A 14,984-nucleotide genomic window follows, 5' to 3' on the forward strand; every position below is an offset into this window, starting at 1 on the left:
GCTCCTTTCTTTAAGGAGCAACAAAGATAAAGTGAACAGCCGGAAATAGCTCCTAATTTTTAATAATAAATAACGGAATGGTAATCTCATGGCGCACCTTATCGACGGTCGTGCCGAGCAGCAAATCCTTGAAAGTGTGGTGGCCGTGCGTGCCCATGATCAGCAAATCGAAGTTGCCCTGGTTGATGTAAGCCGAGATGACTTTCCCGGGTTTTCCGAAGCCCAATTTGGTGTTCACCTGATAGCCTTTGTCGGACAACATTTGGAAATATTCGAATAACAATTTCTCGTCAATCGTGGTTTCGTGGTCGATGATCGTGTTGCCGTACATCATCGCGCCGACGGTTTCCACGACATGAATCAGCGTATATTGTGCGTCTTTTCCACCGAGATTGATCGCGTGTTGTAAGGCTTTTTCGTCAGCTGAAGAAAAATCAACGGTTACGGCGATATTCTTTTTTTCGTTGTGTTTGGAAGGTGAGAATTTGAGTTCGATATGGTGCGGCGAATGGTTTTCAATCTTGTGTTGGCTTTTCGTAATGAAAGGTTTGAAGACAATGTAAAGTAGTAAAATCAAAAAGCCGACCGCCAACGGCACAACCGTAAGCCAAAGGATAATTGGGTTTTCTGAGGTTTCGAGCCAGCCGTTGATTTCATCAAAAACCAGTTTGGCGTTCAAAGAAACGATGATTGTGGCAATAATCCAAGCGGCGATTTGTGTGGCTTTGCTGATGTGGAAACCTTTCATTTTAGATTTGTCGCTGACAAAATGAATAAGCGGAATGATCGCAAATCCCAATTGCAAACTCAAAATCACTTGGCTTAGAATCAGCATTTTTCCGGTGACGCTTTCGCCGTAAATAAGGATGACGATGACTGCGGGAACAATCGCAATAACTCTTGTAATGATGCGTCGTACCCAAGGTTGGATTCTAAGGTTGAGGTAACCTTCCATGACGATTTGGCCTGCTAAAGTTCCCGTAATCGTTGAGCTTTGTCCGGCGGCAATCAAAGCTACAGCGAACAATATCGGCGCAAATTTGTTTCCTAAAAGCGGTTCTAAAAAGCGGTGCGCATCCTGAATTTCGGCGACTTCAAACATACCGTTTTTATAAAAAGTAGCTGCAGCCAGAATCAGAATCGCGGCGTTGACAAAGAACGCGAGGTTGAGCGCAATCGTGCTGTCGATGAAATTGTATTTTAAGGCTTGTTTGATTCCGGCATTTGTTCTGTCGAATTTTCGGGTTTGCACTAAAGACGAATGCAAGTATAAATTGTGCGGCATGACCGTTGCTCCAATGATTCCAATCGCGATGTATAAAGCGGCGCTGTTGGGCAAACTCGGAATTAAACCATGGATGATTTTTGGAAGTTCTGGTTGGGCGAAGATCATTTCAAAAATAAACGAAAGCCCGATAATCGTTACTAAAGTGATGATGAACGCTTCCATTTTGCGGATGCCTTTGTTGATCAGGAACAACAACAGAAAAGTATCGAGAACGGTAATCATCACGCCTTGAATCAGCGGAATATCGAACAATAAATTGATTCCGATTGCCATTCCTAGAACTTCCGCCAAGTCGCACGCAGCAATCGCAATTTCCGCCAGAAAATATAAAATGTAGTTGATGAAAGACGAATAAGTTTCCCTTGAAGCCTGCGCCAAATCGCGTTGTGTCACGATGCCAAGCCGCGCGCTCAAGCTTTGTAATAATAATGCCATGATGTTGCTCATCAGCAAAACCCAAATCAGCGCATAACCGAATTGGCTTCCGCCGGCAATATCGGTCGCCCAGTTTCCGGGATCCATATAACCGACGCTGATCAGGTAGGCCGGGCCAAAGAAAGCAAGGATTTTTCTAAAAACCGTGGTTTTGTTTTGCGTCGAAACGGACTGGTTGACTTCTTCTAACGAATGGCTCATAAACGGAATGATTTTAAGCAAATATAAATATAAATTTGATTTAGGTAAATATTTTTTTAGGTTTGTCTAAAAATTTTATATTATGAAAAAGTTGCTGTTGTTTTTATTTTTGGGTTTTAATGTTGTGGCCTCGGCTCAAATTTCTCCGATTCAGGCCGACCGTCCCGATCAAACGGAAACGCCTGCTATTGTTCCCAAAGGCATGTTCCAGCTTGAAAGCGGTTTCAGTTACCAAAAGGAAAATGCCAACAACTCGACTTGGGCTTTGCCATCAGCGCTATGGAAGTATGGCGTCAACGAAAATTTTGAACTCCGACTCATTACAGAACTCGAAACGGAAAACAGCGAAACCGAAAAATATTCTGGTTTAAGACCCATCTTAATCGGTTGTAAAATCAAAATCTGCGAAGAAAAAGGCATCATTCCCAAAACTTCTTTTATCGGGCATATGTCGGTTCCCAAAGCAGCTTCTTCAAAATATAAAACGGACTTTTATGCGCCGGAATTCCGTTTCACGATGCAGCATACTTTGTCGGACAAGTTTAGTCTCAGTTATAATTTAGGAAGCGAATGGGACGGTTTTACTGCCGAACCGACTTTCATTTACACTTTGACGACAGGATATTCCATCAGCGAAAAACTCGGTTCTTATGTCGAAGTCTTCGGATTTGCGCCCCAAACCCAAACGGCCGATCACAGTTTTGACGGCGGCATCACGTATTTGATTAACGACAATTTTATGTTAGATTTGTCTGCCGGTGTCGGACTTACTGAAAACGCACCGGATTACTATACCGCTTTAGGATTTTCATTCCGAATGTAACATGCAACACTACCATTATATTGTCACGGGAACCGGTTTGTCAGCAATGATGACGGTTTATGAAATGGTGATTTCGGGAAAGTTTCAAGACCAATCGATTTTGTTGATTGACGAAAATACCAAAAAAACCAACGACCGAACTTGGTGTTTTTGGGATGAAAGAAATCCGTTCGACAACATCATTTCTAAAACCTGGAACACGGCGCTTTTTGCCGATGAACATTTTCAGCGAACATTAGATTTAAAGCCTTACCAATACAAAATGATTAAAGGTTTGGACTTTTACAATCATGTTCTTGAGCGCATTCTTCAGGAAAAAAACATCCATTTCATTCAGCAGAAAGTCACCGATTTTGAAGAATTAGGAAACCATTGCGTCGTTAAAACGGAAGCGAAAAGTTATACATGCAATCGCGTTTTAAATTCGATTTACAATCCCGAAATCGTAAAGCGCCAATCGAAATATCCGCTGTTGCAGCAGCATTTCGTAGGTTGGTTCATCAAAAGCAAAGAAGCCGTTTTCAATCCAGATCGTGCCACATTCATGGATTTTTCTGTCGAACAGAAAGGCAACACGCGTTTTATGTATGTCTTGCCGACTTCCGAAACCGAAGCTTTGATCGAATACACTTTATTTTCTCCGGATTTATTGCAAACTTCTGAATACGAAACCGCGATTCAGGATTACCTCAAAAAACTAGGAATCACCGAATACGAAATCGTCGAAAAAGAACGCGGCAACATTCCGATGACCAGTTATCCGTTCTGGAAACACAACACCCAAAACATCATCAACATCGGTTCTGTCGGCGGTTGGACTAAAGCAAGCACTGGTTACACTTTCAAAAACACGATTAAGAAATCGAAAGCGTTGGTCGAATTTCTATCAACAGAAACCGACCTCAGACAATTCCATAAAAAAGACAAATTCTGGTTTTACGATTTGTTGTTTTTGGATGTTTTATACCGAAACAACGAACGCGGAAGTCAAGTGTTCGCTTCGTTATTTCGAGAAGGCAATCCCACTTTAATCTTCAAATTTCTCGACGAGGAAACTTCATTTTCAGAAGATCTGCAAGTCATCTGGAAATGCCCCAAAGGACTTTTCATAAAAGCATTATTCCGACGCATATTCTAACATATGTTTAGGATTCTAGTTGAGAATTCTGCTTATATTTGCACCAGATTTTTACACCAACAACTTTAAAATCAAAAATACTATGTATCCAGAAGAAATGGTAAAACCGATGAGAGCCGAGCTTTCAGATGCCGGTTTTCAAGAATTATATAGCGCAGAAGCCGTCGAGAACGCTTTAAAATCAGACGGAACAACTTTAGTGGTCGTCAATTCTGTTTGCGGATGTGCCGCCAGAAACGCACGTCCGGGTGCGAAATTGAGTTTAGACGGTGCTAAAAAACCAGACCACTTGATCACGGTTTTCGCCGGTGTCGATAAAGAAGCCGTAGATGCCGCCAGACAACACATGTTCCCGTTCCCGCCTTCATCGCCGAGCATGGCTTTGTTCAAAAACGGCGAGTTGGTGCACATGTTGGAGCGCCACCACATCGAAGGCCGTCCTGCAGAACTGATCGCGGAAAATCTAAAAGACGCTTACGACGAATACTGCTAAGAAGCAGATTCATTTATAAAAAGCCAGACGCAATTGTTTGGCTTTTTTATTTAGGAGCTGTTTCCCGCTATACACTCCCAATCTTTTGCTCCACCCGAGCCTTGGCGAACTGACGAAGTAAACGCCGGAGCAAAAGGATTTCCGTTACTATCGGGGCTAGGGTTCGTCGTAAACGTTGAAGTTTCATTTCCAAATTTTCAAATTAATACTATCTTTGTCCCCGAATTCTTCCAGTTAGAATTCACGACATATTTCTCACTTAAACGTTTATAGCATGCAACTGTACAACACCTTAAGCGCAGAAGAAAGGGCCGAGCTTATTGACCAAGCCGGTAAACAAAGACTTACTTTGTCTTTCTACGCGTACGCCAAAATCGAAAACCCACAACAATTCCGCAACGACTTATTCCTCGCCTGGAATGCGCTTGACGCACTCGGCAGAACGTATGTTGCCAAAGAAGGCATCAACGCCCAAATGTCGGTTCCGGCCGAAAACATCGAGGCGTTCCGCCAAACTTTAGAAGCTTACGATTTCATGAAAGGCATCCGTCTGAACGTAGCCGTCGAACATGACGATCATTCGTTTTTGAAGCTTACCGTAAAAGTCCGCGACAAAATCGTAGCCGATGGTCTCAACGACGAAACCTTCGATGTAACGAACATCGGCGTGCATTTAAAAGCTAAAGAATTCAACCAGATTTTAGAAGATCCAGATACCATCGTTGTCGATTTCAGGAACCATTACGAAAGCGAAATCGGCCATTTCAAAGGCGCCATCACTCCTGATGTCGAAACGTTCCGCGAAAGTTTGCCAATCATCAACGAACAACTCAAAGACCACAAAGACGATAAAAAACTGGTGATGTATTGCACGGGCGGTATTCGCTGCGAGAAAGCTTCGGCTTACTTCAAACACCAAGGTTTTAAAAACGTATACCAACTTGAAGGCGGCATCATCAATTACGCCAAGCAAATCAAGGAAGAAGGTCTCGAAAGCAAGTTCATCGGTAAGAATTTCGTATTCGACCACCGTTTGGGCGAACGCATCACCGACGATATCGTGTCGCAATGCCACCAATGCGGCAAACCTTGTGACAATCATACGAACTGCGAGAATGAAGGCTGTCATTTGTTGTTCATCCAATGCGACGATTGCAAGGCCGTTATGGAAAACTGCTGCTCTGTAGAATGTCAAGAAATCATCCACATGCCTTTAGATGAACAAGTCAAATTGCGACGTGGTGTTATCAATGGTAATAAAATTTTCAGAAAAGGAAAATCGGATAAACTCAAGTTCAAACATTCGGGCGAATTGTCTGATCTTCCATTAGCGACTGCCGCGAAAGAAACCCCGATTCGTCAAAAAATTAAAGTTAAAAAAATGCTATTGGGCAAAGTCGAACATTATTATGTAAAAGCGCAAGTCGGACTTTTCGTCATAGAAAATGGCGATTTAAAAACCGGCGATACGATTCTGATTTCAGGCCCGACAACAGGCAACGAAACGCTAACCATTTCCGAAATGCAAGTCAACGGAACTGCCTCAACTGTTGCAAATCTTGGTGATAAGGTTACTATTGTGTTGCCTTTTAGAACCCGTCTTTCGGACAAAATCTTTAAAATTATTGAATAAATCACAGCAGTAAATTAGATTCAAAGGCCTGTTTTCATTGCTGAATCAGGCTTTTTTTACTCAAAAAAACTTAGCAACTTAGTATCTTAGCAACTCAGTAACTTTCGCAAAAAATACTATCTTTACGCTCTAAACGTTTTTGTCTAGTAGTCTTTCGGGACGATCAATATATATTCAAATGTATGGCATGTAATAGTTGTTCCACTTCTGATGGCGGTGCGCCAAAAGGGTGTAAAAATAATGGGACTTGCGGCACCGATAGCTGCAACAAATTGACGGTTTTTGATTGGTTGGCGAATATGAGTTTGCCTAGCGGCGAAGCACCTTTCGACTGTGTTGAGGTGCGTTTCAAAAACGGAAGAAAAGAATTTTACCGCAACACCGAAAAACTGACTTTAAGCATCGGCGACATCGTAGCGACCGAATCTTCACCGGGTCATGACATCGGAATCGTCACTTTGACGGGCGAGTTGGTCAGAATCCAAATGAAGAAAAAAGGCGTCAATCATACGAGTCCTGACGTTGCAAAAATCTACAGAAAAGCTTCCCAAAAAGACATCGACATTTGGTCGAATGCACGCGATAAAGAAGAACCGATGAAAGTGCGCGCGCGCGAATTGGCGATTTCGCACAATCTTGAAATGAAGATTTCCGATATTGAATTCCAAGGCGACGGTGCCAAAGCGACCTTTTATTACACAGCGAATGATCGCATCGATTTTCGTATGCTGATTAAGGATTTCGCTAAAGAATTCAGCACCAGAATCGAAATGAAACAAGTCGGTTTCCGTCAGGAAGCTTCGCGTTTGGGCGGCATCGGATCTTGTGGAAGGGAATTGTGTTGCTCGACTTGGCTGACGGATTTCAGAAGCGTCAATACTTCGGCGGCGCGTTACCAACAATTGTCCTTGAACCCGCAGAAATTGGCGGGACAATGCGGAAAATTGAAGTGTTGTCTCAATTACGAACTCGACACTTACATGGATGCGCTTCAGGATTTCCCTGATTTTGATACCAAACTCGTGACTGAAAAAGGCGACGCGGTGTGTCAGAAACAGGATATTTTCAAAGGCTTGATGTGGTTTGCCTATACCAATAATTTTGCGCAATGGCATGTTTTGAAGATCGATCAGGTGCGTGAAATCATGGCCGAGAACAAACTTAAAAACAAAGTATCTTCACTTGAAGATTTCGCCGTGGAAGTGGTTTCGGAACCGGAGAAAGACTTCAACAACGCGATGGGACAAGAAAGCCTTACGCGTTTCGACCAACCGAACAGAAAGAAAAAATCGAACAAGAAAAGAAAACCACAAGGCGACAGACCAGCTGGTGAACGATCAGAAAGACCGACTGGCGACAGAACAGAAAGACCCGAACGGCCTGCAGGCAATAACCCCAATAGAGGCAATCATCCGAACAAAGGCGGCAACCCCAATAAAGGCGGAAATAATAACCCGAGACCGGCCAATAATAAAATAATTCCTGTCAACAGAAATGAACCGAAGAAATAATTTCCTTTATTTTCTGGGCATGTTATCCCTTTTTTGTTTCGTGGTTTCCTGCGATAAGAAAAGGGTTTTCGACGAATACAAATCCGTCGGCAAAAGCTGGGACAAAGACAGCGTCGTGAGTTTCGATTTGCCGAAGCTCGACCCTAAAAAACAATACAACCTGTTCGTGAACATCCGCGACAACAACGATTATCCGTACAACAATTTGTTTTTGATTGTAGCGCTTGAACAACCCAACAAGATGACCCTTGTCGATACGCTTGAATACCAAATGGCGAATGAAGACGGTTCTTTACTAGGCTACGGGTTTACCGATGTAAAGGAAAGTAAACTCGTTTATAAAGAACTCATGACGTTCAAACCGGGCAGTTACAAAGTACACATTCGCCATGCAGTCAGACAAACCGGTAAAGTGGTGGGTGTAAAAAAATTAGACGGAATCACGGAAGTAGGTTTTAGAATAGAAAATTAGAGCAAGCATTATGGCAGTTCCAAAAAACAACAATCAGACTAAGGATCTCAATTACTATAAAAAGAAATTCTGGAAAATTTATTTTTATACTTTGGGAGGCATTTTTCTGTTTTTCCTTTTCGCTTCGTGGGGTTTGTTGGGTTCGATGCCGTCGTTTGAAGACCTCGAAAACCCGGATTCCAATTTGGCGACAGAAATCATTTCTACAGATGGCGTGACCATTGGTAAATTTTACAATGAAAACCGGACGCCGATCAAATATGCCGATCTTCCCAAACACCTTGTGGATGCGTTGGTTGCCACAGAAGACGAACGTTTCTACGAACATTCAGGAATCGATGGACGAAGAACACTCGGAGCCGCAATAAAATTAGGCTCTGACGGTGGTGCGAGTACCTTAACCCAACAATTGGCCAAACTGCTTTTCCACGGCGAAGGCTCGAAATTCCTGCCGCTGAGGATGATCCAAAAAGCCAAAGAATGGATTATCGCGATCAAACTCGAAAGACAATACACCAAAAATGAAATCATCGCGATGTATTTCAACAAAGCCGATTTCGTGAATACCGCAGTCGGAATACGTTCCGCCGCCAAAGTCTATTTCGGAAAAGAACCGCGCGATCTGACCATTGATGAAAGTGCAATGCTCGTCGGGATGCTGACCAATCCGTCGTTATACAATCCGGTGCGCCGCGTCGAAAAAGTACAAAAAAGAAGAAACGTCGTGCTCGGTCAAATGGTGCGGAACGGTTTCCTCGAAGAATCCGCCAAAAAACAACTCGAGCAAAAACCAATCGTTTTGCATTTCCAACCCGAAAGCCATACCGACGGTATAGGAACTTATTTCCGCGAATACCTGCGCGACTTCATGAAAACGTGGGTCAAAGAAAACAAGAAATCGGACGGTTCGGAATATGACATCTACAAAGATGGTCTCAAAATCTACACAACGATTGATTCGAGAATGCAGACTTACGCCGAAGAAGCGATGAAGAAACACCTCACGAACCTTCAAATCGAACTTGCAAGCCAGCAAAAAGACAACAAAAACGCTCCGTTTGTCAATATCTCAGACGCTGAAACCAAGAAACTCATGATGAAAGCCATGAAGAATTCGAGTCGTTGGAAAGGCATGGCCGATCAAGGCAAATCCGAAGACGAAATCATCAAATCTTTCGGGGTTAAAACCAAAATGAAAGTCTTCACCTGGAACGGAGAACGCGACACGATCATGACGCCAACCGATTCGATCCGTTATTACAAAAGCTTCCTTCAGGCCGGTATGATGGCGATGGAACCACAAACCGGACACATCAAAGTTTGGGTTGGCGGCATCAACTACAAATATTTCCAATACGATCACGTAGGGCAGGGCGCGCGCCAAGTAGGCTCGACGTTTAAACCATTTGTATACGCAACTGCCATCGAGCAGCTCAATATGTCGCCTTGCGATTCCATCATCGACAGCCCGTTTATGATTCATAAAGGCAAACACCACGTGACCGAAGACTGGGAACCTAAGAATTCCGACAACCAATACCGTGGGATGGTGACTTTGAAAAAAGCGCTCGCGAATTCCATCAACACCGTTTCGGCAAAACTGATTGATAAAGTCGGCCCTGAAGCTGTGGTCGAACTCACACACAAACTCGGCGTCAAATCTGAAATCCCCGTGCAACCCTCAATAGCATTGGGCGCGGTAGAAATCACCGTTGAGGATATGGTCGCTGCTTACAGTACTTTCGCGAACGAAGGCGTTTACATCAAACCGCAATTCATCACGCGCATCGAAGACAAAAATGGTGTAGTGATTTACGAACCATCACCCGATTCGCACGACGTACTCAATAAAGACATCGCATTCGCCGTCATCAAATTGCTTGAAGGGGTTACCGAAGGCGGTTCCGGAGCTCGTTTGAGAACACAAGGCGGAGGGAATGGCTACAACCGCGTCACAGGTTATCCGTATATGTTTACCAATCCGATTGCCGGAAAAACAGGAACTACTCAGAACCAATCCGATGGTTGGTTTATGGGTATGGTACCGAATCTTGCGGCGGGTGTTTGGGTAGGTTGCGAAGACCGTTCGGCGCGTTTTAAAGGCATCACTTACGGACAAGGCGCGACAGCTGCACTGCCGATCTGGGCGATGTTTATGAAGCAATGTTATGGCGATGAAACGCTCAACGTATCCAAATCTGATTTCGAACGACCGGCGAATCTTTCCATAAAAGTCGATTGTTGGGCGCCCGTCAAAGACACGACCGATTTCGAACAGAATACCGATGAATTTGAATTATAGTTTTTAGAAGCTTCATCCCGCTATCCGTTGCAATCTTTTATGGCGAACCCCGCCACAAAAGGATTTCCGCTACTATCGGGGCTAGGCATACAATAACCAACAACATAAATCTAAACTTTGCGCCTTCGTGGCTTAGCAGCAAACCATGATCAACAAAAAAGTAAACTCAGTACAAGAAGCCTTACAAGGCATCGAAAACGGAATGACGCTGATGCTCGGCGGTTTCGGGCTTTGCGGTATTCCTGAAAATTCCATTGCGGAACTCGTCAGCAAAGGAACCAATAATCTGACCTGCATTTCCAATAACGCAGGAGTCGATGATTTCGGTTTGGGATTGCTCCTACAGAAAAAACAAATTAAAAAAATGGTTTCGTCCTATGTGGGCGAAAACGCCGAATTCGAACGTCAGATGCTTTCGGGCGAACTAGAAGTCGAACTCATTCCGCAAGGCACATTAGCCGAGCGTTGTCGTGCCGCACAAGCCGGAATCCCTGCATTCTTCACGCCAGCCGGTTACGGAACCGAAGTCGCCGAAGGCAAAGAAGCCCGAGAATTTAATGGAAAAATGCACGTCATGGAACACGCTTTCAAAGCCGATTTCGCCATCGTAAAAGCTTGGAAAGGCGATGAAGCCGGAAACTTGCTTTTCAAAGGAACCGCAAGAAATTTCAATCCGTGTATGTGTGGCGCCGCAAAAATTACGATTGCTGAAGTTGAAGAATTGGTTCCTGTAGGAACACTCGATCCGAATCAGGTTCATATTCCCGGAATCTTGATTCAAAGGATTTTCCAGGGACAAAAATTTGAGAAGCGCATCGAACAACGCACGACCAGAAAAAGAGACTAGTTATGGCTTTAGATAAAAACGATATTGCAAAAAGAATCGCACAAGAAGTGAAAGACGGTTACTACGTCAATCTGGGCATCGGCATTCCAACGCTTGTAGCCAATTATGTGCGCACCGATATTTCGGTAGAATTCCAAAGTGAAAACGGGGTTTTGGGCATGGGCCCGTTTCCGTTCGAAGGTGAGGAAGATGCGGACTTAATCAACGCAGGAAAACAAACCATCACGACTTTGCCCGGAGCCAGTTTCTTTGATTCGGGTTTCAGTTTTGGCATGATCCGCGGACAACACGTCGACTTAACAATACTAGGTGCGATGGAAGTAGCGGAAAACGGTGACATCGCCAACTGGAAAATCCCAGGAAAAATGGTCAAAGGCATGGGTGGCGCGATGGACTTGGTCGCTTCTGCAGAAAATATTATCGTAGCGATGATGCACGTCAACAAAGCCGGAGAATCCAAAATTTTGAAGCGTTGTACTTTGCCGTTAACCGGCGTGGGTTGTGTGAAGAAAGTCGTCACCGAATTGGCCGTTCTCGAAATTACACCCAACGGATTCAAACTTTTAGAAAGAGCGCCGGGCGTTTCTGTAGAACATATTATCGCATCGACCGAAGCTGATTTGATCATTGAAGGCGAGATTCCGGAAATGGTCATCGGATAATTCATTTCGATTCTTTAAAAAAATTAACATTTATAGTCCAAAAATATTATATTTGAAAACACTGTTTTTCAATCTATAATACACATTTTCGTATGAAATGGGTTTTGAAACACTAACCAAAAACCCATAAACGATGAAGAAAACGGTTCTTACAATCCTCACTTGCCTGTCGGCGCTACTTTCATTTTCACAAGACGAAATCAATCAGGTTAAAATTGATTCGGTTGAAAACTCGTACCATTACCAACACGGAACCATTGAGTTAAAAGGAGGAATCGGTAAAATAACAATCCCAAAAGGATTCAAATACTTAGATGCGCAACAGGCTGAAAAGGTTTTGGTCGATTTGTGGGGAAATCCTAAAGGCGAGGGCCTCACCTTAGGCTTTGTGCTTCCAGAACAGACTGGCGTTTTAACAGAAAACAGCTATGTATTCAATATCCAGTATGATGAAATCGGATACGTTAAGGACGATGACGCAGACGATATTGACTATGATGAACTTCTGGACCAATTAAAGAAAGATGCTACGGAAGAAAACAAGGAGCGCGTAAAACAAGGATACGATGCCATAACCATTGTGGGTTGGGCCGCAAAACCTTTTTATGATGAAAAACGCAAAATACTACATTGGGCCAAAGAAATAAAATTTGGCAGCCAGCCAGTCAATACGCTGAATTATAACATCAGGATTCTCGGGCGCAAAGGTGTTCTTGTTCTAAATGCGATTGCTACGAGTTCAGAATTGAAACTCGTACAAAAAGACCTTAATAAAGTGCTCGATATCGTCCAGTTCAATGAAGGCTATCAATACGACGATTTTGATGAATCTGTAGATTCGGTCGCCGCCTGGACCATCGGAGGTTTGGTTGCAGGAAAAGTACTGGCTAAAGTAGGTTTCTTAGCCATCATCGCCAAATTCGGAAAAGTAATCGCATTGGCCTTTTTGGGTTTCTTTGGGGCTTTCAAAAAGAAAATCCAAGGTTGGTTTTCTAAAAACAAATCGGAACCGGAAGCCGAAAATGAAGAACCAAAATTACTGGAAGAGCATACCGGAGATACCACGAACAGTAACGAAGAAGCAATAGCATCAGACGATCAACCCGAAACAGAATTGCCAAAAGATTTTCCTGAAAAGGAAGATGAGCATCCGGTCTAATCGCTAATCTAAAAAAATCTCCATTTGAACTGAATCTAAAATGGGGATTTTTTTTGTGATTTTCCGATCTATAATCCAAATTGGAGCAGATGATGGTCGAGGTGAATGTAATGCAAAATGCCCCATTCCTCTTCGGTCATCATACCAAAAAACGGATGCTTCTTATTGGTGATGACATCCGGGCCAACATTTCCGAACGCTTCTATAATTGACATTAAGGTTTCTTTTTCAGCCTCAAAATCGGGTGTTCCTGAAATTTTAAATTCCGGAGCCGTTGGGGAATTCTTGCTGAAACTTCTGTTCTTGATGAAACTGTTTTTGGCCATTTTCCCGAACAAAAATCCGAGTAATCCGCCGCTGAGAACGAGTTTTCCAACCGCTACATCGAGTGGTTTCTGGCAGTGCACGACCATTTGCGGCGCAGTCATTTTCCCCCATAAAGGTTTAGTGTCCGCCTCCAATTTCCCTAGCCTTTCGAGCAATTTTGCATTGGCTTCCTTGTCAAATATGTTTGCCATAATTGTTAGAAATTTAGATTATTAAAAAACCATCCTGCGACAAAAATCGCGGTGATCACACAAATTACATCTACTAAAAGCATGGTGCCCAAAGCGTAACGCGAATTCTTTATATTCACCGAACCAAAATACACAGCGATGACATAAAACGTACTCTCGGCACTGCATTGAAAAATACTGCTCAATCTTCCAGTCATGGAATCAGCGCCAAAGGTATTCATCGAATCGATCAAAAACCCTCTTGATCCTGCGGAACTAAAAGGCCGAAGCAACGCTACCGGCAGTGCGTCCGTGATTTCTTTACTCACGCCCATAGCTGAAAAACCAAACGCGATCCAGTTGCTGATAATTTCAAACAGACCACTGTTTCTAAATAACGAAATGGCCACCAACATGCCCAAAACATAAGGGAAAATGGTGACGCCGGTTTTAATGCCGTTGTTGGCTCCCGAGACAAAAGCTTCAAAAACGGTGGTTTTCGCCTCAGTGAATTTTTTTTCCTTAATGAATGAGAAGATTAAGGTAAAAGCAATGATCGCTACTAATATTAAAGCGGAAAGGTTAGAGGTGAAATAGTTTTTCCCGATCAAATCCAAATGATTCACATACATCAATAATCCAACAATCGCAGCGATTAAAACCATCAAACCGACCACCAGAGAAGCGCTTTTGAAATTGATTTTCTGTTTGATGCCAACGATCAGAAAAGAGGCAATCGTACCGATAAACGAAGTGATGATACAAGGCAGCATCACATCAGCTGGATTCGTCGCATGGGCAGCAGCGCGATAACCGATGATTGAAGTGGCAATCAAAGTAAGCCCCGAGGCATGCAGACACAAAAACATAATCTGCGCATCGCTCGCCTTATCTTTTTCGGGATTGATTTCCTGCAGACTTTCCATCGCTTTCAATCCGAATGGCGTAGCGGCAGAATCCAATCCTAGGAAATTGGCGGCAAAGTTCAACGTCATATACGAAATTGACGGGTGGTCTTTCGGGATGCTCGGGAACACTTTTACGAAAACCGGACTCAATAGTTTAGCCAATTTTCCGGAAGCACCGGATATGATCAAAAGCTCCATCAAACCGCAGAAAAAAGCCAGATAAGCAATCAGCGGCAGGATTAAATCTAGTAAAGTATTTTTACAAGTGGGCAGCAAACCGTCCGATTTCTGAACGCCACTGTAGATTTTGACGGTTTTGTTTTTGAATATGTATGTCGTATCAGCGTTGATGGTATCGCGGTTGATGACCATTGTCTGTTCGGGCGCTTTTTCAATCGAATCTTTGATGAAAACGGGAAGTTGTTCTTTATACTTTTCTGAAATCAGCACCGGATCATCCTTCTTTCCATTCAACACATAATCGATCGTATAGCTGTTGCCGGTAGACAAACTAATAACCACAAACACAATAGAAGCGATAAAAATCGTGAGCCAAAACCTACTTAATACCATAACTTACTTTTTCGTAAATGTAATATTAATTGAATTTGCCAC

General features: G+C 43.3%; 13 protein-coding genes. 10 read left to right on the forward strand and 3 right to left on the reverse strand.

Features of this window, described 5'->3' with window-relative positions; all coding sequences use genetic code 11:
- Nucleotides 1–52: 52 nt before the first annotated feature.
- On the reverse strand, nucleotides 53–1,924 hold the full coding sequence (locus Q0058_RS07075) for an Nramp family divalent metal transporter (RefSeq protein WP_298222302.1): 1,872 nt from the start codon (nucleotides 1,922–1,924) through the stop codon (nucleotides 53–55).
- Nucleotides 1,925–2,006: 82 nt separating this feature from the next.
- Between Q0058_RS07075 and Q0058_RS07080 the strand changes: the two genes are divergently transcribed.
- The 10 genes from Q0058_RS07080 (at nucleotide 2,007) to Q0058_RS07125 (ending at nucleotide 12,964) form a co-directional block, all read left to right on the forward strand.
- Entirely contained in the window at nucleotides 2,007–2,747 is a 741-nt protein-coding gene (locus Q0058_RS07080; protein WP_298222304.1) for a transporter, read from the forward strand.
- A 1-nt stretch (nucleotide 2,748) separates the two neighbouring features.
- The gene (locus Q0058_RS07085) at nucleotides 2,749–3,885 is read left to right on the forward strand and encodes a lycopene cyclase family protein (protein ID WP_298222306.1); all 1,137 of its coding nucleotides are present in this window, start codon (nucleotides 2,749–2,751) and stop codon (nucleotides 3,883–3,885) included.
- An 82-nt stretch (nucleotides 3,886–3,967) separates the two neighbouring features.
- Entirely contained in the window at nucleotides 3,968–4,378 is a 411-nt protein-coding gene (locus Q0058_RS07090) for a BrxA/BrxB family bacilliredoxin (RefSeq protein ID WP_298222309.1), read from the forward strand.
- A gap of 274 nt (nucleotides 4,379–4,652) precedes the next feature.
- Complete coding sequence (locus Q0058_RS07095) at nucleotides 4,653–6,011, forward strand: rhodanese-related sulfurtransferase (protein ID WP_298222311.1); 1,359 nt, start codon at nucleotides 4,653–4,655, stop codon at nucleotides 6,009–6,011.
- Nucleotides 6,012–6,193: 182 nt separating this feature from the next.
- A complete protein-coding gene (ricT, locus tag Q0058_RS07100) occupies nucleotides 6,194–7,522 on the forward strand; it encodes a regulatory iron-sulfur-containing complex subunit RicT (RefSeq protein ID WP_298222313.1) in 1,329 nt (442 codons plus the stop codon).
- A complete protein-coding gene (locus tag Q0058_RS07105) occupies nucleotides 7,506–7,994 on the forward strand; it encodes a gliding motility lipoprotein GldH (RefSeq protein WP_298222315.1) in 489 nt (162 codons plus the stop codon). The genes ricT and Q0058_RS07105 overlap by 17 nt, the downstream gene beginning before the upstream one ends.
- A 10-nt stretch (nucleotides 7,995–8,004) precedes the next feature.
- Nucleotides 8,005–10,296, forward strand: coding sequence for a transglycosylase domain-containing protein (locus Q0058_RS07110; RefSeq protein WP_298222317.1), 2,292 nt, complete (start codon nucleotides 8,005–8,007; stop codon nucleotides 10,294–10,296).
- Between the two features lie 145 nt (nucleotides 10,297–10,441).
- The gene (locus tag Q0058_RS07115; RefSeq protein WP_298222319.1) at nucleotides 10,442–11,143 is read left to right on the forward strand and encodes a CoA transferase subunit A; all 702 of its coding nucleotides are present in this window, start codon (nucleotides 10,442–10,444) and stop codon (nucleotides 11,141–11,143) included.
- 2 nt (nucleotides 11,144–11,145) lie between these two features.
- Nucleotides 11,146–11,805: a CoA transferase subunit B gene (locus tag Q0058_RS07120; protein ID WP_298222321.1), complete on the forward strand. Its 660-nt coding sequence runs from the start codon at nucleotides 11,146–11,148 to the stop codon at nucleotides 11,803–11,805.
- 133 nt (nucleotides 11,806–11,938) lie between these two features.
- On the forward strand, nucleotides 11,939–12,964 hold the full coding sequence (locus Q0058_RS07125) for a DUF2167 domain-containing protein (protein WP_298222323.1): 1,026 nt from the start codon (nucleotides 11,939–11,941) through the stop codon (nucleotides 12,962–12,964).
- A 68-nt stretch (nucleotides 12,965–13,032) separates the two neighbouring features.
- Here the strand turns inward: Q0058_RS07125 and Q0058_RS07130 are convergent, their stop codons facing one another.
- Complete coding sequence (locus tag Q0058_RS07130) at nucleotides 13,033–13,482, reverse strand: DUF1569 domain-containing protein (RefSeq protein ID WP_298222325.1); 450 nt, start codon at nucleotides 13,480–13,482, stop codon at nucleotides 13,033–13,035.
- Between the two features lie 5 nt (nucleotides 13,483–13,487).
- Nucleotides 13,488–14,942, reverse strand: coding sequence for a nucleoside recognition domain-containing protein (locus tag Q0058_RS07135; protein WP_298222327.1), 1,455 nt, complete (start codon nucleotides 14,940–14,942; stop codon nucleotides 13,488–13,490).
- Nucleotides 14,943–14,984: the final 42 nt, after the last annotated feature.

It is taken from the genome of Flavobacterium sp., assembly GCF_027484705.1.
Lineage (GTDB): Bacteria > Bacteroidota > Bacteroidia > Flavobacteriales > Flavobacteriaceae > Flavobacterium.

What these genes read in the sequence shown, in the direction of transcription:
- Q0058_RS07075 (WP_298222302.1), bottom strand. Translation starts at nt 1,924, where the DNA reads ATGAGCCATTCGTTAGAAGAAGTCAACCAGTCCGTTTCGACGCAAAAC.
- Q0058_RS07080 (WP_298222304.1), top strand. Translation starts at nt 2,007, where the DNA reads ATGAAAAAGTTGCTGTTGTTTTTATTTTTGGGTTTTAATGTTGTGGCC.
- Q0058_RS07085 (WP_298222306.1), top strand. Translation starts at nt 2,749, where the DNA reads ATGCAACACTACCATTATATTGTCACGGGAACCGGTTTGTCAGCAATG.
- Q0058_RS07090 (WP_298222309.1), top strand. Translation starts at nt 3,968, where the DNA reads ATGTATCCAGAAGAAATGGTAAAACCGATGAGAGCCGAGCTTTCAGAT.
- Q0058_RS07095 (WP_298222311.1), top strand. Translation starts at nt 4,653, where the DNA reads ATGCAACTGTACAACACCTTAAGCGCAGAAGAAAGGGCCGAGCTTATT.
- ricT (WP_298222313.1), top strand. Translation starts at nt 6,194, where the DNA reads ATGGCATGTAATAGTTGTTCCACTTCTGATGGCGGTGCGCCAAAAGGG.
- Q0058_RS07105 (WP_298222315.1), top strand. Translation starts at nt 7,506, where the DNA reads ATGAACCGAAGAAATAATTTCCTTTATTTTCTGGGCATGTTATCCCTT.
- Q0058_RS07110 (WP_298222317.1), top strand. Translation starts at nt 8,005, where the DNA reads ATGGCAGTTCCAAAAAACAACAATCAGACTAAGGATCTCAATTACTAT.
- Q0058_RS07115 (WP_298222319.1), top strand. Translation starts at nt 10,442, where the DNA reads ATGATCAACAAAAAAGTAAACTCAGTACAAGAAGCCTTACAAGGCATC.
- Q0058_RS07120 (WP_298222321.1), top strand. Translation starts at nt 11,146, where the DNA reads ATGGCTTTAGATAAAAACGATATTGCAAAAAGAATCGCACAAGAAGTG.
- Q0058_RS07125 (WP_298222323.1), top strand. Translation starts at nt 11,939, where the DNA reads ATGAAGAAAACGGTTCTTACAATCCTCACTTGCCTGTCGGCGCTACTT.
- Q0058_RS07130 (WP_298222325.1), bottom strand. Translation starts at nt 13,482, where the DNA reads ATGGCAAACATATTTGACAAGGAAGCCAATGCAAAATTGCTCGAAAGG.
- Q0058_RS07135 (WP_298222327.1), bottom strand. Translation starts at nt 14,942, where the DNA reads ATGGTATTAAGTAGGTTTTGGCTCACGATTTTTATCGCTTCTATTGTG.